Annotated in this window: 21 protein-coding genes and 2 tRNA genes; 7 read left to right on the top strand and 16 right to left on the bottom strand. The window is 36.4% G+C overall.

What is annotated here, in order from left to right:
• Window positions 1-2 precede the first annotated feature (2 nt).
• The 5 genes from rpsJ to carA form a co-directional block, all read right to left on the bottom strand.
• Window positions 3-323 (bottom strand): 30S ribosomal protein S10, encoded by a 321-nt coding sequence (gene rpsJ / locus ACICPZ_RS04335; protein WP_012673184.1) that lies wholly within the window; start codon window positions 321-323, stop codon window positions 3-5.
• Window positions 324-337: 14 nt separating this feature from the next.
• Window positions 338-1,510 (bottom strand): elongation factor Tu, encoded by a 1,173-nt coding sequence (gene tuf / locus ACICPZ_RS04330; RefSeq protein ID WP_010962759.1) that lies wholly within the window; start codon window positions 1,508-1,510, stop codon window positions 338-340.
• 78 nt (window positions 1,511-1,588) lie between these two features.
• Window positions 1,589-1,659, bottom strand: a tRNA-Gly gene (locus ACICPZ_RS04325).
• Between the two features lie 4 nt (window positions 1,660-1,663).
• A tRNA-Tyr gene (locus ACICPZ_RS04320) sits at window positions 1,664-1,746 on the bottom strand.
• Between the two features lie 114 nt (window positions 1,747-1,860).
• Entirely contained in the window at window positions 1,861-3,060 is a 1,200-nt protein-coding gene (carA, locus tag ACICPZ_RS04315; protein ID WP_264373989.1) for a glutamine-hydrolyzing carbamoyl-phosphate synthase small subunit, read from the bottom strand.
• Window positions 3,061-3,265: 205 nt separating this feature from the next.
• Between carA and ACICPZ_RS04310 the strand changes: the two genes are divergently transcribed.
• Entirely contained in the window at window positions 3,266-3,760 is a 495-nt protein-coding gene (locus ACICPZ_RS04310) for a hypothetical protein (protein WP_010962761.1), read from the top strand.
• Window positions 3,761-4,180: 420 nt separating this feature from the next.
• On the opposite strand, the gene ACICPZ_RS04305 is transcribed toward ACICPZ_RS04310, so the two are convergent.
• Window positions 4,181-5,548: a hypothetical protein gene (locus tag ACICPZ_RS04305; RefSeq protein WP_264373990.1), complete on the bottom strand. Its 1,368-nt coding sequence runs from the start codon at window positions 5,546-5,548 to the stop codon at window positions 4,181-4,183.
• Between the two features lie 81 nt (window positions 5,549-5,629).
• Window positions 5,630-6,556 carry a class II fructose-bisphosphatase gene (gene glpX / locus ACICPZ_RS04300; protein ID WP_264374058.1) on the bottom strand — a complete coding sequence of 309 codons (927 nt, stop codon included), beginning with the start codon at window positions 6,554-6,556 and terminating at the stop codon, window positions 5,630-5,632.
• Window positions 6,557-6,668: 112 nt separating this feature from the next.
• Between glpX and ACICPZ_RS04295 the strand changes: the two genes are divergently transcribed.
• Window positions 6,669-8,030 (top strand): ankyrin repeat domain-containing protein, encoded by a 1,362-nt coding sequence (locus tag ACICPZ_RS04295; protein WP_264373991.1) that lies wholly within the window; start codon window positions 6,669-6,671, stop codon window positions 8,028-8,030.
• A gap of 85 nt (window positions 8,031-8,115) precedes the next feature.
• Here ACICPZ_RS04295 and ppdK read toward each other — a convergent pair whose 3' ends face one another.
• Window positions 8,116-10,851, bottom strand: a complete 2,736-nt coding sequence (gene ppdK / locus ACICPZ_RS04290; RefSeq protein WP_395462161.1) for a pyruvate, phosphate dikinase — start codon at window positions 10,849-10,851, stop codon at window positions 8,116-8,118.
• Window positions 10,852-11,061: 210 nt separating this feature from the next.
• Here ppdK and ACICPZ_RS04285 point away from each other — a divergent pair, with 210 nt between their 5' ends.
• Window positions 11,062-11,913: an Rpn family recombination-promoting nuclease/putative transposase gene (locus tag ACICPZ_RS04285; RefSeq protein WP_015589151.1), complete on the top strand. Its 852-nt coding sequence runs from the start codon at window positions 11,062-11,064 to the stop codon at window positions 11,911-11,913.
• 106 nt (window positions 11,914-12,019) lie between these two features.
• Here ACICPZ_RS04285 and ACICPZ_RS04280 read toward each other — a convergent pair whose 3' ends face one another.
• Window positions 12,020-13,375, bottom strand: a complete 1,356-nt coding sequence (locus ACICPZ_RS04280) for a phosphomannomutase/phosphoglucomutase (protein ID WP_227738550.1) — start codon at window positions 13,373-13,375, stop codon at window positions 12,020-12,022.
• 127 nt (window positions 13,376-13,502) lie between these two features.
• Here ACICPZ_RS04280 and ACICPZ_RS04275 point away from each other — a divergent pair, with 127 nt between their 5' ends.
• From ACICPZ_RS04275 to ACICPZ_RS04260, 4 genes are all read left to right on the top strand, one after another.
• Window positions 13,503-15,596 (top strand): hypothetical protein, encoded by a 2,094-nt coding sequence (locus tag ACICPZ_RS04275; protein WP_264711391.1) that lies wholly within the window; start codon window positions 13,503-13,505, stop codon window positions 15,594-15,596.
• Window positions 15,597-16,117: 521 nt separating this feature from the next.
• Complete coding sequence (locus ACICPZ_RS04270) at window positions 16,118-16,369, top strand: hypothetical protein (RefSeq protein WP_010081945.1); 252 nt, start codon at window positions 16,118-16,120, stop codon at window positions 16,367-16,369.
• Window positions 16,359-16,874: an IS110 family transposase gene (locus tag ACICPZ_RS04265; protein WP_010081946.1), complete on the top strand. Its 516-nt coding sequence runs from the start codon at window positions 16,359-16,361 to the stop codon at window positions 16,872-16,874. The genes ACICPZ_RS04270 and ACICPZ_RS04265 overlap by 11 nt, the downstream gene beginning before the upstream one ends.
• Before the next feature lie 153 nt (window positions 16,875-17,027).
• Window positions 17,028-18,116 (top strand): IS481-like element ISWpi2 family transposase, encoded by a 1,089-nt coding sequence (locus tag ACICPZ_RS04260; RefSeq protein ID WP_264373697.1) that lies wholly within the window; start codon window positions 17,028-17,030, stop codon window positions 18,114-18,116.
• A gap of 15 nt (window positions 18,117-18,131) precedes the next feature.
• On the opposite strand, the gene ACICPZ_RS04255 is transcribed toward ACICPZ_RS04260, so the two are convergent.
• The 7 genes from ACICPZ_RS04255 to ACICPZ_RS04225 form a co-directional block, all read right to left on the bottom strand.
• Window positions 18,132-18,299: a hypothetical protein gene (locus ACICPZ_RS04255; RefSeq protein WP_395462150.1), complete on the bottom strand. Its 168-nt coding sequence runs from the start codon at window positions 18,297-18,299 to the stop codon at window positions 18,132-18,134.
• Window positions 18,300-18,399: 100 nt separating this feature from the next.
• Window positions 18,400-18,657, bottom strand: coding sequence for a phage tail assembly protein (locus tag ACICPZ_RS04250; protein ID WP_395462149.1), 258 nt, complete (start codon window positions 18,655-18,657; stop codon window positions 18,400-18,402).
• 142 nt (window positions 18,658-18,799) lie between these two features.
• Window positions 18,800-19,084, bottom strand: coding sequence for a type II toxin-antitoxin system RelE/ParE family toxin (locus ACICPZ_RS04245; protein ID WP_395462165.1), 285 nt, complete (start codon window positions 19,082-19,084; stop codon window positions 18,800-18,802).
• A 12-nt stretch (window positions 19,085-19,096) separates the two neighbouring features.
• Window positions 19,097-19,318, bottom strand: a complete 222-nt coding sequence (locus ACICPZ_RS04240) for a hypothetical protein (RefSeq protein ID WP_395462148.1) — start codon at window positions 19,316-19,318, stop codon at window positions 19,097-19,099.
• Between the two features lie 76 nt (window positions 19,319-19,394).
• Window positions 19,395-19,901, bottom strand: a complete 507-nt coding sequence (locus ACICPZ_RS04235; protein WP_395462147.1) for a phage major tail tube protein — start codon at window positions 19,899-19,901, stop codon at window positions 19,395-19,397.
• 30 nt (window positions 19,902-19,931) lie between these two features.
• Window positions 19,932-21,095 (bottom strand): phage tail sheath subtilisin-like domain-containing protein, encoded by a 1,164-nt coding sequence (locus tag ACICPZ_RS04230; RefSeq protein WP_395462146.1) that lies wholly within the window; start codon window positions 21,093-21,095, stop codon window positions 19,932-19,934.
• Window positions 21,096-21,149: 54 nt separating this feature from the next.
• Window positions 21,150-21,716, bottom strand: a complete 567-nt coding sequence (locus ACICPZ_RS04225) for a hypothetical protein (RefSeq protein WP_395462145.1) — start codon at window positions 21,714-21,716, stop codon at window positions 21,150-21,152.
• Between the last annotated feature and the right edge of the window lie 2 nt (window positions 21,717-21,718).

Below are 21,718 nucleotides of genomic sequence, written 5' to 3'. Positions count from 1 at the left end.
TCCTAAACCTTAACTTCCTTGACTTTTAAATCCACTTCTACGCCAGCAGAAAAAGATAAACCTGTAAGCATCTGCATCATAGTAGGAGTAAGATCATGTAAAACAATCAAACGCCTAGAAGTTCTCATTTCAAACTGTTCACGAGATTTTTTATCAACGTGAGGAGATCTATTAACAATAAATTTAGAATCTTTCCTTGGCAACGCAATCGGACCAGATAATTTTGCACTGGACCGCTTTAATTCATCAACAAATTTTCGAACACACTCCTCCAATAAAGAACAATCGAAAGCCTTAATGTTAATATATATATCTTGCTTCATCTTAGTTACTACACTCACTCCAAAATTTCAGAAACAACACCAGAACCAACAGTTCTACCGCCTTCTCTTATCGCAAAACGCAATCCCTTATCCATTGCTATCGGTACTTGCAATTCTACTTCTACACTCACATTATCTCCTGGCATTACCATCTCCTTCCCATCTAGCAATTTTATGCTCCCAGTTACATCCGTTGTCCTTAAATAAAACTGTGGCTGGTAATTCGCAAAAAATGGTGTATGCCTTCCTCCTTCCTCTTTCTTTAATATATAAACCTCCGCCTTAAACTTTCTATGCGGTGTTATCGTCCCCGGTTTCGCTAATACTTGCCCTCTCTCCACTTCTTCTCTTTTTGTTCCTCTTAACAATATTCCTACATTGAGTCCTGCACTTCCCTTATCCAGCAACTTCTTAAACATCTCAACACCTGTGCATATCGTCTTTTGCGTCGCTTTCAGACCTATTATCTCTATCTCTTCTCCCGTCTTTATCTCTCCCTTCTCTATTCTTCCTGTTACCACTGTTCCTCGCCCCGATATCGAAAATACATCTTCGATTGGCAATAAAAATGGTAAATCCACAGGCCTTGGTGGAACCGCTACATATTCATCTAACTTTTCCATCAATTTATCTATTGATTTCTTTCCATATTCGCTGCTGTCATCCTCCAGCGCCTTGAGCGCTGAACCAACCACCACAGGCACTTCATCCCCTGGAAATCCGTATTTACTCAGTAATTCCCTCACTTCCATTTCTACTAAATCTATCATATCAGCATCAGCAACATCAGCTTTATTTATATACACCACGATATATCCAACACCTACCTGCTTCGCCAGCAATATATGCTCTCTCGTTTGTGGCATTGGCCCATCAACCCCCGACACTACCAATATCGCCGCATCCATCTGTGCTGCACCTACTATCATGTTCTTTACATAGTCAGCGTGTCCAGGACAATCAACGTGTGCATAATGCCTTTTTTCCGTCTGATACTCAACATGCGCTGTTGCTATCGTTATCCCCCTCTTCCTTTCTTCTGGCGCTTTATCTATCTGATCGTACGCTACAAAATTTCCATAATGCTTCGTTATCGCCGCTGTTAACGTCGTCTTCCCATGATCCACATGTCCTATTGTTCCCACATTTACATGCGGCTTTCCAAATGCTTCCACTATTGCTGTCATAATTTAAACTTTTCTACCTAAAATACAAATACATCAATAAATAATATGTTGATTTTATAAAAATACAACAAAAAAAAGAGCGGATAGTGGGAATCGAACCCACGTCACTAGCTTGGAAGGCTAGAGCTCTACCATTGAGCTATACCCGCACAATGGAGGAGGTAGGATTCGAACCTACGTACGCTCACGCGGACAGATTTACAGTCTGTTACCTTTAACCACTCGGTCACTCCTCCGCAAAAATTTGTTAAGAGAATACTATTTTAGCATCTTAACTTAAGCTCTTATTGTATTTAATACTAAACGCCTAAAATTAAAAAATCAAGCAATAAAACCTACCCTGATTAAAATCATGCAGATTTCATTTTATATAACACAATATTGCCAATAAAACGCCTAAACAAATAATGCGAATCATGCGTACCTGGCGCTTCTTCTGGATGATATTGCACAGAAAAGACTAGGTAATCCTTCATCATTATTCCCTCTACACTATTATCAAATAGAGAAATGTGAGTAATTTCAACATTACTTGGAAGAGAAGCTGAATCAACAACAAAACCATGATTTTGGCTAGTGATCTCAACTTTTCCACTAATTACATCATAAACTGGATGGTTACTCCCTCGGTGACCTATATCCATCTTGATGGTCTTTGCCCCCAAAGTAATCGCAAGTAATTGATGGCCCATGCATATGCCAAAAATTGGTATTTTAGATTTTATAATAATGTCTATTTCTGAAACTACACTTTCTCCTATTTCTTGCGGATCACCAGGACCATTTGAAAGCACTATACCATCTGGATTCATACTCAACACTTTTTGAGCAAAACCTGTGCTTGGTCTGATTAATTCAACTGTACAACCAAGTTCTATTAAGCGTGAAACTATACTGATTTTTACGCCAAAATCAACGATTACAATCCTATATTTTGCATTAAGGTCAATAGCTCTATCTGATGTCATTCCAGTGCGTGACACTGGAATCCATATATTTTTTGCTGGATCCGAGTAGTCAGCTACTTGGATGACAAAGTGCTCCGCTAGTCTATTATTTTCAAAACTGTTATTTAAACTAACCTTATTAGTTATTTCTATCCCATTTACAGGTTTGTATTCCTTCAATTTGTCTAATGCATGCGCCTTACTCGATGAGCATATCATTCCATTTTGAGATCCATGTTCTCTCAAATGTCTCGTTAAAGCTCTAGTATCAACTCCTGATATCCCAATCACGTTATTTTTCTCTAACCAATCATTTAAACTGATATATGAAGAAGGGTGGGACATAGAAGAAAGTTCACGCATAACCACACCACTTGCAAAAATTTTCTTTCCTTCATTATCCTTATGGTTTATTCCAACGTTACCAATATGAGGAAAAGTGAACGTTATAATTTGATCGGCAAAAGAAGGATCAGTTATAGTATGCTGATAACCGGTCATACCAGTGGTAAAACAGACCTCACCTATGCATTTGCCTTTTTTACCTACTGATTTTCCCCAAAAGCACTTGCCATCTTGTAAAATTAAAACTGCGTCCTGCACTTCATTATCTATTTAACTGATTCAAAACAGTATACAAGAATTTCAAATAATACGTAACTCTTTCTAAAATTCCAAATTTAACCACGAAGCAGCAAAAAATAACATGAAAAACTTTTAATACAATCTTTCATATAAAATATATAGTTGACTACCTTCATATTTCGTATTAGATATAGGTAAATCATAAGTAAAGTGGAGGGTAATAATGAACACTGGTACAAATCAATCAAAAAAAATAAATGAGAAGTGGTTAGCTGGAGGAATTGGCGCGCTATTATTTGTAATGATGCTACCGTCGATTCTTCTTTTAGCAAAAATAGCTATAGGGTTAATTATGGTTTCAGTTGCAGCAATAGCGATAAAAGTTGCCTTAAAAACAATATCGAATGCTTTAGAGGATAAACAGGCAGATCAAAGCCAAGCGACGCAACAAACAACACAAAGTAAAATTATAAACCTGGCTATTGGATTAACATCTATATTCGTAGGAGGATTATCACTATTCATTATAGCACAAACTGGCTTAATTGCAGCATGTGCAGCTATAACTGCTTTAGCTCTACACGAATATGTTAAAAATCAAGAAATAGGAAAAGAGATAAATGATAAATTCGATAAGGTAGCTGACGATACAATCAATTTTATTGTTAGCAGTGTTGAAAAACTTATTCCAACAAAGCCGCCAGGCATAACAGCCTAAACTGTCTCCGTTCAGGGCATAAGTGTTACAAGTAGCATTATATAAAGCGATTAATGGCATCCTCCTGATAATAGAATAATTGTATCTGTTCAGGGGCATCGCAAATATTGAAGCAAAAGTGGTCAGTGCTTACTATACGAATATTGTGATTTGAATCCACTAGGGAGGATGTCATCCCAGTGCCCAGACACTGGGATCCAGGAATTTTGATTAGAGATTAAATTGGTGAGTATAAAAGTAGCTAATCCTACGTTAAAATACAACGTTTTTAATGGGACTGCGTAAAAGGGCTGGATTCCAGTGTCAAGCACTGGAATGACACCTTTGTGTTTGAGGCAAAACCTGCTATAACATTTCTTCGCAAACAAACGTTCGTACAGTTATGTATCAGCTACTTTCATGGCACCATTTGTTGTAAACTCACATTTCTCTATGATTATCTTTATTTGCCGCTTTCCCGAACGGATGCTCTACAGTTATTTCCTCATTAATAGAGCGAGGTGCACCGGAACCAGGTACAACGATATTCTCGTGCGATTGCATATCCTTCTTTTCCTCACATGGTGTTTGCTTAATGAAATGTGCTGCTAAAACTTCATGTAAAGCTTTACCTTTTATAAGCACAGCCTCGTTTTGCTTAGCTAACTCTAAAATTTTCTTTGGTTCAACATCTTTACCGTCAATAGTTGATTTTTTAATACTAACTTGACCTAAATTTATATTTAGAACAACAGTACAGTTAAGGTCTTTTCCAGATTCATCTTTTGCACCCCAACTAATTTCGATGTCACATATTGCAAATTTTGTAAAGGAGTAGTTCCTCTGTTGTTTCTCATTCTTCTCAATTGTTACTATTCTTTCACCATTGCTGTATATTTTTGCTCTTTTTACCTCGCTTTTCTCTTCTTCCATTCTTTTAGTTTTTTCAGTGAAAAGACGACTGGTTTCTAAACTTTGTTCAGGTTTAGTAATGTTGATATTAAGATGGTCATAATGATTAAGAAGACGGTTTGCATATGGACATGGCACATAACACCCATCAAAGAAAGCAATTGCACTACCAGTTTTTAGAAATTCTTGTCCATCGCTCATTCCTTCACCAATTCGAATAAGATATCTACCCAACCTCTTTTTAAAATTTTCTTTTAACTCCTCCTGATCTTTAGAAGTAAGCTTCTTATCCAATATACCCATTATTTCTTTTCGCTTACTCAATACCACATAATTGAAAAGGAAAATATCATCCTCTCGATAATAATTTGCTATCTTGTCAAATGGATCTGCCGGCCAACCGTTATTATAATTTACGAAATCAGAAGAATCTTCACACTTATTATCCTTAAAATCAAAATTCAATCTTTCAAAATCTGATAATACTTTTTCTGCCCTATCTTCAAAAGACCGAAGTCCATCTTGAAGTTCTTTTCCATAACTCATTCCTTTGTCAATTTGAAGAACATATTGACCATATTTCTTTCTAAACTCCTCCTGTTCTTCGAGGAGAGGAAGATTCCTATCTAATATATCGATTATTTCTTTCCGCTTATTCAATATTACATAGTTAAAAAGGGCACTCTCCCCCTTCTTTTCATAATCGTCTGCTATTTTGTCAAAACACTTATTATCCTTAAACTCCAATTCCTCAAAATCTGAGAGCACACTTTGTACCTGAGTCTCATCGAATTGAAGATTTGCTTGAGGAGATAGAAGAGTCAACTTTTCTTCACTTTCCTTGGTACTCGAATTTTTGTACAAACCATTAAATAGATTTATAATACTAGAAAACATTTCACACCTCTATTGTTATAAGTAAACTTGATTATATCTTAATGCTAAATGTTGTAAAGCTAAAATTAGAAACTAAAAAAGCTAACATAAGTTCTGCATTGTTTGCAGCTTTATCAGCCTATTAGGCAGAATTATTAAAGAATTAGTTGAATAGGTATTATGATTCAATTTAACTCCATCCACAAGTTCTCCGCTTGTTACTCCAGTTGCAATGAACACTGATTCACCTCTTGCCATATCTTTTACGGCGTAGACTTTTTCTGGGTCATCAATATTTAAATTTTTTGCTCTTTCTCTTAACTGATCCGTATCAAGTACTAATCTTCCCTCCATCTGTCCGTCGATAGAGCTTAGCGCTGCAGCCGCAAGCACTCCCTCTGGTGCTCCTCCTATACCGATATACATATCATGATTGCCATTTACTAGTGAAACTATGGCCGCAACATCACCATCATCTATTAGTTTAATTTTTGATCCTAATTTCCTGATTTTCTCTATTAATTCACCATGCCTTTCACGTTTAAGTACAGTTACCACGAGATCATTCACTTTGCATTTTTTTGCCTTGGCTAAATTGTCTAGATTCTTTTCAATGCTATTTTTTAGTGAGACTACACCCTCTGGAAGATTTTTTCCCACTGCTATTTTTTCCATATAAACATCAGGTGCGTGTAAAAAATTACCTTTTTTCGTTGCAGCAAGAACAGACATTGCCCCTGATTTGTAATGAGCACAAATCGTAGTGCCCTCAAGTGGGTCAACAGCGATGTCGATTTCAGGACCATTTCCAGTGCCAACCTGCTCGCCAATATATAGCATCGGCGCTTCATCTCTCTCACCTTCACCAATTACGATAGTACCATTTATTTCCATTGAATTTAATACTGTACGCATTGCATCAACTGCAACCTGATCAGCCTTTTTTTCATCGCCGAAGCCTGCTAGTTTATATGCAGCAAGCGCCGCAGCTTCGGTCACTTTAACTAATTTATAGGCTAAATCTTCCATCATTTGCTTTAAGAACTATATTCAATATGTATCATGATATATCATGCTGCTTGAAACTGCAATATGTCTTGACTGATTATTAGGGAGTTGATATAATATAAGCATTATAGTTGTGGCATATAGTGATGATGATGTTAGAAATTTCTATCTAGATATAGATAGAATTACAGGACGTGATAACACAGTTACTAGTTTGGAAGAACTAAAAAAGAGGTTAAGGAAAGAAGTTAATTTTCAAGATGAATGTGAAGGAGGCAATTCATTAGGGAACCTACTTCTAAAACATGCAACCGAAAATAACAACCCACGCGTTAAGGATTTTCTCCTCCAAAATGGGTGTGAACCCCTTCAACAAGAGCAAATAACCGCAGCAATAAACAAGGAAGAAGAGGCACCTAATGTGGAAGAGAATAGAGCAGACAGTAATGAAGTAGATTCTAGTAACTTCATAAACCCTGGTATGACTGCTGAAGTACTTTACGAGCAACTAATACAAGGGAAAGAAACAAATCTGGCAATTTTTGACTCGTTTGCAAATGCTGTAAGAGAGTCCAATATTACCGGCGATCGTGGCATATTTCTAGATGTTGTAAAATTGTTTACAGATTTAGATGCTGTAATCCATCTTACAGATACTGCTTCCAGAACTATATTGGGCATAGCTACAATAACAAAACAAGCTGACGTTGTTAAGGTACTTTTGGATAGTGGCAAATTTTATGAAGAAGAAAAATTTAACGCTCTATGTCTTGCTATTACTCAGGATAATGCCCAAGAAGCTGAGCTAATTTTAGGTTACGTGAGTCCTGCAAACAGGAAAGAGGCTTTACAAGTGGCCATACAGGTAGGTAAAACTGAAATTGTTAATGCGTTCTTGAATAGAGGTAAGCTTAATGAAGAAAATAGAGCAGAACCCAGCAGCAGTAATGGAAACATTGGTAGTAGACCTGTAGCAACAGTGCCTCCAGTTAGTACTAATGGTGATAATCGCAATCACGACAATGAAATACCTGTAGTAACAGAGACTAACCAAACTACCACGCCAAATAGTGATAATGTTAATGGCCAATCAAATCATAATAACAAAAATAAAACGCCTGTAATACCAGAGGCTAAGCAAACTGCCAAACCAAATAATGATAATAAAGCTAACGGCTTTGTAGATGCTCAATTTTCTGTGCCAAATGAAAAAGAAGCTAAATATAAAAAAAGCAAGGAAAATTTTTACACCTCATTAACAAAAGATGTTGTTGGAGTTGTTATTACAGGATTATTCATTACTGCTGCTGTGATGGTTCCATTTGTAACTGGTGCAGTGATTTGTGGTGTTATAGCTGCTTTGGTTGCAATAGCTACCGGGTTGCATGTAAAAAATTCTACATTACCAAGTTATAGGGAGATGAGAGAGAATGAAGTTGAACGTGTAACAGGATGTCATCCCAGTGCCCAGACACTGGGATCCAGAAGGTCATAATAAAAACTAGATTCCAGCGTCACGCGCTGGAATGACACCCTCTGGTGGGCTCAAACCATATGAGTAGCCAACACTGCCACTATACTTACCTAGCAAATTTAGATCTAACACTAAACTGTGCTGCCACTAACTTTGCAATCGGTACTCTATAGGGTGAGCATGAAACATAATCTACCCCTGATTCGATGAGAAACTCTATAGATTTTGGATCTGCTCCATGCTCTCCACATATACCCAGTTTTATTTCTTTTCGGGTTTTTTTGCCTCTTTCAATGGCTATCTTGATTAACTCCCCTACCCCTTCGATGTCCAGCACTTCAAATGGGTCGTTTTCGAATATGTTGCTTTCCTTATAAGAATCAAGGAAATTAACTGAATCATCTCTTGAAAGTCCCATGGTTGTTTGCGTTAAATCATTAGTGCCAAAACTAAAAAACTCTGCATGTTTTGCTAATTTATCAGCAATCAGTGCTGCTCTTGGTAGTTCTATCATCGTTCCAATTGAATAAGCCTTGTCTGATGTCATTCCAGCGCGTGACGCTGGAATCTGCGTCTGGATCCCAGCTGAGATAACAGAGGATTCTTTCTTTGCTAGCTCGCATATCAGAATAAATTCTTTCTCGCTCATGATAAAAGGAATCATGATTTCAGGCTCCACTTCTATCTTCTTTTCTTTCTTTAATTCACTTGCAGCACTAAGTATTGCCCTAATCTGCATGCTATATATTTCAGGATGAGAAATAGCAAGTCTACAACCTCGATGGCCAAGCATTGGGTTCTTTTCTGATAACTGTGCTATTTTATTTTTTACTGACTCAACTGACTTACTAAGTGATTTGGCAATTTTTTCTATAGTAGACTGATCATTGGGTAAAAATTCATGCAAAGGTGGATCAAGCAACCGTATAGTGACTTCCCTGCCCTCCATAATAGAAAATATTTCTTTGAAATCAGACTTTTGCATTTCTTCTAGTTTAATGAGCGCATTTGCCCTTTCATTTTCATCGTCAGCTATTATCAACTTTTGAATGAATTCGATTCTATCACTAGCGAAAAACATATGTTCTGTGCGACATAAGCCTATACCTTCTGCACCGAATTCTTTTGCAATTTTTGCGTCTTTTGGAGTATCAGCGTTCGCTCTCACTTTGACCGTTTTGATTTCATCTATCCAGTTGATTACCGTTTTGAATTCTTGCGATAATTCAGGTGAAATTGTAGGGAGAATGCCAAGCATAACCTCCCCTGTTCCTCCGTTGATGGTAATTGGTTCACCTTTATTTACTTTTGTATCCCCTACAGAAAAGAAAGTTCCATCTTTATCGATATAAAGTCCACTCACACTGCAAATGCATGGCTTACCCATTCCACGGGTTACAACAGCAGCATGCGAGGTCATCCCTCCCCGTGCTGTTACTATGCCACTTGCAGCATTCATTCCATTAATATCTTCAGGACTCGTTTCTGACCTTACTAAAATCACTTTTTTGCCCTGCTCTGCAGCTTTTTCAGCATCACTTGCACTAAACACTACATATCCAGAAGCAACCCCTGGAGAAGCCGGCAGCCCCTTCCCTATTACTTTTTGGTCACTCTTAACGTCAAGAACTGGATGCAATAAATTGTCAAAGGTTTTTGGATCAATTCTCAATATTCCTTCTTCTTTTGTAATCGTTCCTTTGTTTACCATATCAACTATTATGCGAATAGCAGCTTCAGCCGTGCGCTTGCCAGACCTAGTCTGCAAAATCCATAACTTACCGTCCTGCACAGTAAATTCGATATCCTGCATGTCTTTATAATGCCTTTCAAGTTTTTCACATACCACGCATAATTCTCGGTAGACACTTGGCAGCAACTTCTCCATGGTGTTTTTTTGCTCTCCGTCAATTGGCATAGGAGTATAAACACCAGAAACCACATCCTCACCCTGAGCATTAACCAAAAACTCACCAAAAAGCTTTTTTTCTCCAGTTGAAGGATTTCGTGTAAATATCACACCAGTTGCAGAATTATCATTTAAATTACCAAAAACCATTGCTTGCACGTTGACCGCTGTTCCAAGGTTTTCAGGAATATTATGTATTTTTCTATAGGAAACAGCCCTATCATTTTTCCAAGAAGCAAATACTGCATTCACTGAGCTGAGCAATTGCTCTTCAACGTTCTGCGGAAAATGTTTTCCTGTTTTTTCATGTACTATCCTTTTGAAATTGTTAACAATTTCTTTTAAAACATCAACATCAAGATCAGCTAAGCTTTTTGCTCCACTCTTTTGCTGCTTATTATCAACAACATCTTGAAATAGGTGATGATCAAGCTGTAGTACAACATTGGAGTACATCATGATGAAACGGCAGTAGCTATCGTAAGCAAAACGTTCGCCACTTTTTTTTGCAAGCCCAACAACGGTTTCATCATTTAGACCAACATTTAAAATAGTATCAAGCATGCCCGGCATTGAACTAACACTACCAGAGCGTATGGAAACTAATAAGGGATTATTTAAATCCCCAAATTTACAACCGATGTCATTTTCGAGCATCGCCATGTAGTTTTTGATTCCACTACATATGTCATTCCAGTGCGTGACCACATTTTTTTCTGGATCCGAGTAGTCAGCTACTTGGATAACAGAAGATCTATTGTCTTGATAATAGACTTTGCAAGCAGAGGTGGAAATTGTGAAACCAGGTGGAACAGGAATGCCAACATTGCACATTTCTGCTAAATTTGCCCCCTTTCCTCCCAGCAGATTTTTCATTTCTGCATTGCCTTCGCATTTACCCTGGCTAAAGTAATGTATTAACTTTTCCCCCATCATTTTCTCCGGATTTTCACTGATAAACACATTGTACATATAGCTCCAATAAACCTGTGAGAACTTGAAACCTTAGGATAATAAATTTTACAAAATTTTGCAACAACGTTCCTTACAACAACATCAGTAAAGTTAACAAAAAAGACGACAAATTATTGAATTATTATTAATAAGAATATATAATATAAAGATACATTTAAAAATTTTTTTATGGCTCTTTCTAAATTTCTCGACCCCAAGAATGATGTTGCGTTCCGGCGTATTTTTGGTACTGAAAAAAATAAAGACATCCTCATTCACTTTCTCAATGATATTTTGGGGTTCACTGGCAAAGATGAAATAAAAGAAATAGAATTCCTCAGCACTATTCAAGATGCTGAAATTGCCTCTAAAAAACAAAGTATCGTTGATGTTCTTTGCAGGGATGAAAATGGGGTGCAAGTAATAGTCGAAATGCAAGTTGCCAAAACTAAAGGCTTTGAAAAACGCGCTCAATATTACGCTGCTAAAGCTTATTCAAGGCAAGCTGATAAAGGTGATCAATATCAGGGTCTTAAAGAAATCATTTTTATAGCTATTGCTGATTGTATTCTCTTTCCTAATAAATCTGAGTATAAGTCAGATCATGTAATGTTAGACAAAGATAGCTATGAACATGATTTAAAAGATTTTTATTTTACATTTATTGAGTTACCAAAATTTCCTAAAACTAAAGAAGACCAATTGGAGAGTATAGTTGAAAAATGGATCTATTATTTTAAATATGCAGATGAAACTAGCGAAGAAGAATTGGAAAAGATAATAGGTAGTGATGTAATAATTAAAAAGGCATATGAAGAACTAAATAGATTCAACTGGTCAGAGAAAGAATTTATTGCCTACGAACAGGAAATAAAACGTATTCGTGATGAACGGGCTGTTCTTGAACAAAAACTTGATGATGCTAAAAAGGAAGGAAAAATTGAAGTTGCAAAAACAATGCTGGCTAATAATGTTGATGTCACCACTATTGTTAAGTTTACTGGCCTCTCCATGAGTGAGATCAAAGAATTGCAGAATTAAGTGGACCCGCAAACGGTTACACGAAATAATGCTGCAGCCTGACCAGGTGATAAGTACATTTAGCCTATTTATCTTTATACTTTCATGCCAATTTTATAAATCAAATTTATTTCTGTGAGTAGCTACAATTTAAAGACCTTGCTTCATCAATGTAATGGAACAAAACCTTTTTAGTAAGTTCAAAACCCTCTAAAGTCTCTCCTTCGCATCTTGCTGTAATGCAGTTTTGCGTATTTGATACCCTAAGAAGCCACCAACCTTTATTATCGGTTACCTTAACACCATCAAGATCTGAAAATACAATATTTTGCTGCTCCAGTGTTTTCTTTATTGACTCAATTATTTGAAACTTTTTCTCATCTTTCACTACAATCTTCACTTCATGAGTGATATATAACTTCGGTAAATCCTCAATCACCTGAGATAGGCTTTGGTTTTTCTTAAGCAAAATGTCAACTGCTTTAACAGCAGAATATAGCCCATCATCAAAACTTAGCTCAGAAAAGAAGAAGTGCCCGCTTAATTCACCAGCAAACTTTGCCTCTTCCTCTACCATCTTCTTCTTAACTAGTGAATGTCCAGTAGCACAGGTGATAACTTGCCCTCCTAACTTGCTAACAAAATCATGCACTTTCATACTCATTTTTACGTTAGCAATAACTTTGCTTTCTGGATATTCCTCCAACACTTCACGTGCAAAAATTATAAATAAATGGTCATTGGAAACAACGTTGCCTTTATTATCAATTAAGCGCACCCTATCGCTATCGCCATCTAGCGCAATGCCAAGATCACATCCATATTCCTTCACAATGTCAATTAATTGAGCAAGATTTTTTTCCTCTATGGGATCTGGATCATGCAGTGGAAATGCCCCATCTATAGAGTTATTGGTTACGATGTGCGTATGACCAGGCAAGATCTTTTCAATATACCTTATAATTCCACTTGCTGGACTATTTCCACAATCCCAGGCTATTTTTAATTTCTGTGTAGTATTATTCTTCACTGCACTTTTCAATATGCTAATGTACTCACTATATATATTTATGTTAATTAAGCTTCCAATTCTTGTGCTGTTTTTAATTGGACTGCTTATAATTTCCTTCATTTCTTGATCTGAGAAGACTTTTTTATTACTAAAAAATTTAAAGCCATTATATTCGCTGGGGTTATGAGAGGCAGTTATTATGATACCAAGATCCGCCTGTGTGATTTGTGTTGCAGCGTAAAGCATAGGTGAAGAGCATAGTCCAACGCGTATAACATTTGCACCGGATAAAGTTAAGCCCCTAATTAATTCTCTTTCTATACCTGGTGAATCTATTCTGCTGTCGTAGCCGACACAAACACTAGCTACGGTTTGGCCAAACTTTCTACCTATCTCGTACCCATCATTAATCTGCAAATCTTTGCCTACTATACCTCTAATATCGTATTTTCTTATAATGGTATTGTCCATACTGTACTTCTTGAAGTGACTACTATATAACATTTTGGCCAAATGCTCAAGTTTATTTATCCAACAATTAGTTGATTTTTTAAAGAAATCTGTTAATATTATAGTATATTTTTTAAAATGTAAAATTATGCCACAGGAAAACGAAAATGTATTTATAGCTGAAAGTCAAAGTTTAGATGTAGATGAACAAAAGAAAAATGATACTTTAAATGTCATTGAATCTTGCAACGATCTTCAGGATTTTATCAAAAGACTGGAGGAAGAAAATTTAATCTGGTACTTTATTGGTCCTTTACGCAAAGATGAGGACATTACAGGACAGATAAATTTAAAGTGGGAAAAGGAGTTCCAAAAATTTGAGCAATCAATAGACGCAATGCATAAAGAACTTAAGTCGTCTCTGCCTGGTCAAAATTTCTTAGTGTATCCAACAAAGGATAATGACTTCAAAATTAGATTTGAAAATGAAGAAAAACCAATAGAAATTAGCAATATTTTAAGGACCAGCAGTGAAGGTAAGGTTTATAATATATCTTTAGGGAAAGATAGTCAAATAACTGCAACCAAAAAAGGCAGCGAAAGGCACTATGATTTTACTGGTTCAAGCTCATGTGAAATGACCATTAATTGGCAGGCTAAGGATTCTGAAGGTAACAGCATAGACTGTAGCATGACCGTAAAATTGGATTCTGGTGGTATACAGAGTGTTATTGGTGAGCCAAAATTTGGAGGAATAACGAGTTCAGAAGAAGTATTAAAGTTAGTTGGACAAAATAAAGAAGTTTTTATCAACGGAAAAACTCTGTATCAAGCTTTTACTGGCATATCCAAGAGTGTAGACGATCAGCAAGTACCAGCAGAGGAAATATTTACAAAAGATCTACATATATCACCACAGTCACCTACACCAAGCAGCAGTGGGTATTCCTCTCCTAGCACACCTTCTTCACGTAGAAGTTCTATATCCACCAGCAGTGAATTTAGTGATGAAGATGAAATATTTGAGGATGATATGTCTGGTGATGAAGAAGAGTATGAGCAAGAAGGATTAAAAGATGAAGTTGAGGAATTAGAGGAAGAAAAAGAAACATTTGCTAAATATTTTGCAGTGCAGGCAAAGCAGCTTGAGGATCTAAGATTAGAACGTGACTCCTTGAGAGATAAAGTCAATGAACAACAGCGAGCGATATTTGAAAGAGGTCAAAGAATAAAGGAACAAGAGGAAGAACTACAGGATAAAAATGATGTAATAAAGAACTTAAATGATCAGTTGAAAGATAAGGAAGGTGAAACAAATGAGGCAAATAAAGAATTACAGAGAAAATTGAAGCAAAGTGAAGCTAATTTAACTGTACTAAAGGAAAAGAATGCAAATTTGGAGAATGACCTGAAGAAAATAGTGGAAGGTTTAAAGGATGATCATAAAAAGCAGTTGGCAGAACAGTTAATGGAAACAAAAAAGGAAAACAATACATTGGCTGAAACGGCGAGCCAATTGTCTAAAGAATTAAATGAATTACAGAGAGAAAAGGAAGATTTAGAGAGGGAAATTCGACAACTTGAACCTGGAAGATCACTTGCAGATGAGCTAAGCGAAGAAAATACGAAGAGGGAAATAGAAAAACTTCAATATCAACTTAAGGAAAAGGAAGGGATGTTAACGTGTACACAGGAAGAGCTGGCATCTGTCAAAGAGAGTCTAGAGCAACTGCAGAACATATTACAGCAGGAAAAAGGTCAGGTAGCTACATCAACTCAAACTGAAGTTGAATATGAAAGTAGAGGAACAAGCATGCAGCAGCAAGACCAAGGTATACAAGCTGTAAACAACAACTCAAGCAGAACAGCTAGTGGGTTAAGACAAGAAAACAAAAAATTGACTAGAGACAAACTAACTATATCTGAACAATTAAAACAAAAAATAAGAGAGATTGACGAGTTAAAGAAAAATTTAAAGCAATTACAAGAAGAAAATAAACAACTAAAACAAGAAGTTACCAAAAATGCAGGAGTTGATGCATCATCTTCAACAGGTCAAAAAGAAGCTAAAGAAGCAGAAGTTATACCGCAAAACATTATGGATTGGCCTGTTCCAATTCCAGATGATAAACCGGAAGAGCAGAAAACTCCATTAGAGCCAATCAAGGTAAATACAGAATTATCAGATCCAAAATCAATCCCTGCTGAGGGTCCGGAAAAATCTCCTCCTCTTTCAAAATGATGAGTTTTGCTTCTATAGCTGACCCAAGCAACACGTCATCCCGCGATTTATTCGCGTTATCTCAGCCGCTAACACGTAGCGGGATACTTAACCGTCATACCGTGATTTATTCACAGTATCTCTTAGCCACTAACAAGCAGCGGGATGACAGCAATCCTACGTCATGCCGCCGCGGTACCTCTAGATCCCGCTAACTAGTAGCGGAATGACGAATTTTTGTTTTTCAAATTATAGCTAAACATACTGTAATTGCTATTGAATGATGGAGAGACATACTCCATTATTTTAGCACGAAGTAACAAATTCAATGAATTGGTTCTTCAAAAATAATTTAAACTTTTACAGTAGGTCATGAAATATTATAGCGATCTCATTAAAAGAAACTTTTATAAGTATCGTTGATGAGAAAGGAAAAGTTGTTAAGGAAGAAGTTGTTGCAAGCGAAAGTAAGGCAATAGCAGATTAGCCAAGGCAAAAAATACGAACCCATAGGAATAGAAAGTGGATAGTTGTCAATATCAATGTGCAAAGAGTTAAGGAGTTTTGGATTACCAGTAATTTGTGTAGATGCAAGGCATATGGCAGCAGCGTTGTCTGCAAGAATCAATAAGAATGATAAAAACGATGCGAGGGGTATAGCGCAGATGATGAGAAGTGTTAGTAAAATCAGTTGTCAAATTAAAATAGCGCTTGGAAGCAGAAGACAGCTAATGTGTAGCAAACAGCAGGTTATTGGAACAATAAGAGGGTTGTTGAAGATACATGGTCGGTAAAGGATCAAAATTTGAAACTTTCGCTTTAAGAATACAAGAGGCAATAAATAATTTGGATGAAATCAGTAGGAGTTCAATTGAAGCGTTAGTTTGTAGTTTGGAAGCAATAGAAAAGTCATTAAGAAAGCTTGACAAAATGCTTTCAGAACAAGGTGAAAAAGACGATGATTGTAAATTGTTAACTACTGTTCCAGGAGTGGGGATTATAGTAGCAATGACGTATAAAGCTGCAATTGATAACCCACATAGGTTTGAGAAATCTGATACAGTTGGAGCATATATAGGGTTGACACCAAGGCAATATTCTTCTGGAGAAGTTGATCGGCATGGCAGCATATCAAAGATGGGACCAGCGGAATGTAGAAGTATGTTATATGAAGCTGCACAAACAATGCTTACAGTTACCAAGAGGACATTTAAATTAAAAAACTGGGGTTGCGAAGAAAAAAGGAATGAAAAAAGCAATTGTAGCAGTAGCAAGAAAATTAGCTGTAATTATGCATAGGATGTTGGTTGATAAAACAGAATTTTATTATCAATAAACATCAAAAGAGCATAGGACAATAATTTTATTGAAAATAAAAGTGTATTAAATAAGACTTGACCTGACACTTTAAAAAAGTAAGTTAAAAATAATAAAAATAAAGGAGTGTTAGATATGAGTACAATACAGACAAAAATATTAAAACCAAAGCTAGGATTATTAGAACTAGCAAAACAACTAGGAAATGTGTCTCAAGCATGCAAAGTGATGGGATACTCAAGAGATACATTTTATCGCTTTAAGGAGTTATATGAAAATGGAGGAGAGGAAGCATTACATGAAATAAGTAAGAAAAAACCGCTATTAGCAAACAGAGTTTCCGACGATATAGAAAGAGCAGTGATTAGTATAGCAACAGAATTTCCAGCATATGGGCAAGAAAGAGCTGCAAATGAACTGAGAAAAAGAGGTATAATAATTTCTCAGGGAGGAGTAAGGTCTGTATGGCTAAGAAATGACCTTGAAACTCTCAAAAAGAGACTTAAAGCACTAGAGACAAAAGTAGCTCAAGACGGAATCATTTTAACTGAAGAACAACTTGCAGCTTTAGAAAAAGTGAAAGAACAAAGGGAAGCTCATGGTGAAATTGAGACGCAACATCCAGGTTATTTGGGTTCTCAAGATACCTATTATGTGGGCAATATCAAAGGTATAGGGCGCATTTATCAGCAAACTTTTGTTGATACTTATTCCAGAGTTGCAATGGTTAAACTTTACACGGACAGAACAGCTATTACAGCTGCAGATCTTCTCAACGATAGAGTTATTCCATTTTTTGATGAGCAGAAAATTCCATTATTACGCATTTTAACTGATAGGGGTACGGAGTATTGTGGCAAGCCCGAAAATCACGCTTATCAGCTTTATTTGGGCATAGAAAACATCGATCATTCTAGAACTAAAGCCAACTCTCCACAGACTAATGGCATATGTGAAAGGTTTCATAGAACCATGCAAGATGAGTGTTACAATATCATCTTTAGAAAGAAAATCTACAGTTCTTTGGAAGATCTACAGATTGATGTTGATCATTGGTTGCGTTCTTATAATGAGACAAGACCTCACTCGGGTAAATATTGCTATGGCAAAACGCCTATGCAAACTTTTCTTGATAGCAAATATATTGCTTTTCAGAAAAATATTAGTAGCATTACACAAGAGCCTGATATTAGTTTTGACTACCTCAATTCTTCTGTCAGTTAATTCTTGTCTGTCAGATCAAATCTTGTCTTTTACAAATTCCTTAAACTTGGATACAGATTTCATCGATGCATCAAGTTGTCTTATTGTACCCCCAAGACGGGAAAGTTGAGCACTACTTCCTGCCATTGCGCTATTAAAGCTACCATCTAGTATTGCACCTATTTTTACTGATAATGTTGACATTTCGCAGCTTTGGCCCATAAAATAAATTCGTCTATTTCCATTTCAAGAATATGCTCAATCCCGCCACCTACGACAGAACCGAGCATTAACACATTTAGCCTTAAGTCCTTTGTGTAACCGATGGAAAAAAATCCTTCAACGCTTCCTGTATTTTTATGTAGTCTGCAAAATATAACTCTAAAATTGTTTCCTTCGTCACAGATGCTAGGTTTGCTATTAATCCAACTTCTTTTTCAAAATCACTACTACCGGCACGTTCCATTGTTAGGCAGTCTCTTACTTTGACTGGTCTAAAAGTTAATTCTGAAACCTCAATTCCTTCTACTGTTATTGGGTTATCAAGTTTTACTGTTTTCATATTTCCCCCTAAAAGTTAATTAAATAAAAGTCTGTTTGGCTTTTACATAACTAATTTCTTTATTGTGATTATGGTCCTATAGCTTTGTGTTTTATTGGAATGGCAACACCCTTTTTCTAAATTTTTTCAATAAAAAATATATTTAAAGTTTTGGTAGTAAGTCTAACAATCCTGCCCGTTTATAAATGTTATCTCTATGTCCTGCTGTAACGAGAAACACTTTGCGTTTTGGAATATTCACACGATAGATAAGGCGATAGTTATCAAATCTCAGTCTTCTATATCCTCGTAACTTGCCACGTAATGGTTTACCAGCTTTATTTGGGTTAACTTTAAGTTCCTTTTCTATAGCTTCTTCAATATCCAATCTTATTTCTTCTGGTAAAGCTGGAAAATCCTTTTTAGCATACCTCTTTAAGAGTTCAATTTCGTAAATACTTTATCCCCTCTTGAAGTCTTCATACTTAATTGTTTCTGCGCCTGGAACATCACTCTCCTTGACAGTGTCAGATAACGCAATCTCCTCTATCTCACATTCAATTCCTTCTATGATTAGCCTTTTTGCTAATTCTTGAATAGGCTCCTTGGTAACTTCAGCTAATCTAGTAAGGTGATATGAAGTTTTTGGGTCAAGTGCTATGTTAATTCCTAAGTCTGCCATATGTTTTACCAAAATATACCACGATAATTATACAACATTTCTCTAAATTTTTCAATAAAAAAACATGTAAACTATATCAGATTCCTAAAATCGTTTGTAACAAAGCCATTTGATCAACACCATTAATCTTGCGAATCATATTCTCAGCATCGATTTCGATAAGTTCTCTAGCACCGATAGTAAGTTTGTAATAATGCGCAGCTACGGTACACTTCAGCGTTGCTTTTTCTGCCGGTTTCCAACTGCCAAAATCAAATTCTCTGAATATTCCCCTAAGGTTGATAATTACTCCTTCGATATCATTGCTTCCACTGCCTTGTAATCCGCCCCTTAGCGTCAAAGAAACCGAATTCCCATCTATGAGGCCAAATAGCCTAAAAAGCTCTGAATCATATTCGGCAAAAGTAAAATCAGCTTCAAGTTTCTCCATCCCCATATCGATATTTATTGGAATATCCATACCACCAGCTCTATATTCTTCAGTTTTTATGGTAAGTTTTGGCAAGGTTACTTCATCTATTTTTCCTGCGTAACCTCTACCATCAACGAATACGTTAAAATTCTTTAAGATTTTTGGCAGCATTTTTCTCCTCGTTTATTTGTTGAATTTTGTTTAGAAGCCTTTTAAAGTATTTGCTAAATGAGATCTAAAAGTAACGTGTTCGGCTGGATAAGATGTATTAAATTCAAAGTCAAAATACACTTTCCCGCTTGCAATGTTTGCTGGGGTGTTGAGCTCTGGAGTTTCATAACATCTTCCACTGGTAATTGCTCCCTGTGCTTTCAAATGCGCAAGATAAGAATTCACCCCCTCAATCACATCATCTATATAAGTTTTGGTGATATTTCGATCAACTGCCCATAGATGAGCCCGAAGTAGACTATCATTGATTAGATCTGCAGTACGCCTTACTGACAAAAAAGCCCATCCTTCATCGTTTGAACATGTTCTATTTCCCCATAGTCTGTAGCCATTTTGGTGGATTATCGTTGTTACTTCATTTTCATTTAAGTAATTTGCTCTACAACTTGTATCACCTAAGGTAAAATCAATAGCCCTACTTGTCCCAACAATACCATTTATCTCTTTATTTGAAGGTGATTGCCAAAATCCTTGTTCACTATCTACTTTGGCTATTAAACCGGCTACAAATGGGCTAGACGGCAAAGTTTCTTCTTTTCCATTGTTAAACACTTTTACCCAAGGATCAACTACGTAAACTCTGCTACTGCCTACACTTTTTCTCCACTTTATTGCTTCTTCATCATTGGTATTTGGACCATCTGCTACTATTATTGCTCTTAGCTTTTCTGCTATAGGAATTAAAGCGCTAACCACTGGGTTTCCAGCATCTCCAGGCAATTGATGAGTAAACTGAGGTGCAATTAGTATTCTTGGGGCAACATGGACTATACTTTCACTGCTTAAGAATGCTTGAATGCCTTGATATTCCCCAATTTCTTCATCAACTCCTCCAATTACATTGCTGAGCGTCTCTTCCTCATCACTGTCCTCAACTCTAATCACTACTACTGTTGCACCAACCTGGGAAAATATTCCATTTACTGCAGAAGGTAGTGTTCCACTTTTCCCAAGTTTTGCTGCCTCTTTTAAGCTTCCTGCTATTAATACTGGACTATTGAGTGGAAACTTTTGCCCGTCAGCTTCCGGAGCAGTACCAATTACACCTATCACTGATGATTTAGCTGTTCGTACTGTTTTTGCTCCAGAGGTAATCTCAATAACATTTACCCCATGTAAAAACTGTTCTGTCATTTTTCTCCTTGTAATGTTGAATTTCGGAAAGTGGATAGAGAAAAGGTTTCTTTTTTAGCTTTCTAAAACCTTTTGCATTTTTTGTTTAAAATCGTTGAGACAATTCTGCAACTCTTCTTTATCTTTGATTTCCTTGATTTTCTTCTTGGCTAAATCTTCAAGCTCTTCACATTTGATTATTGCTTTTACTGCTTTTTTGGCTTTTTCCTGAATTATTCTTGCCATTTCAACAATCGGAATATCACGGACTTTTGCTAAAGGTTCTACGATTTCTGCATCTTTTTCATCTATAGATTCTGGTGCTGCTAAAATGTTCTCTGCGGCTTTCGCTTGTATCTCATACGACTTAGACTTCTGATGAGAAGCTCCTGCGTATTGGTGAGTATAGTTATTATAATAAGCACGAAGACTAGAAAGTGCAGAAAGTTTCGCATTTTCCAATAATTCCAACTCAATATCTTCTTGACTCCGTTCAACAATTTTTCCCCCCTTTGTTAGACAATAGCTCTTTTGCCAATCAAAATTCTTTGGCGCTTCATACCAATCATTCCCTGTTGGCTTACTTTCAAGCGTTGTTGTTTCTACTTGTTTGTTATTTTCAAAATGAATATAAATTGGCATTG

This window comes from Wolbachia endosymbiont (group A) of Melitta haemorrhoidalis (assembly GCF_964273365.1).
Taxonomy (GTDB): domain Bacteria; phylum Pseudomonadota; class Alphaproteobacteria; order Rickettsiales; family Anaplasmataceae; genus Wolbachia; species Wolbachia pipientis.
The sequence above is the reverse complement of the archived record's forward strand: the minus strand, read 5'-3'. Positions and strand labels throughout refer to the sequence as shown.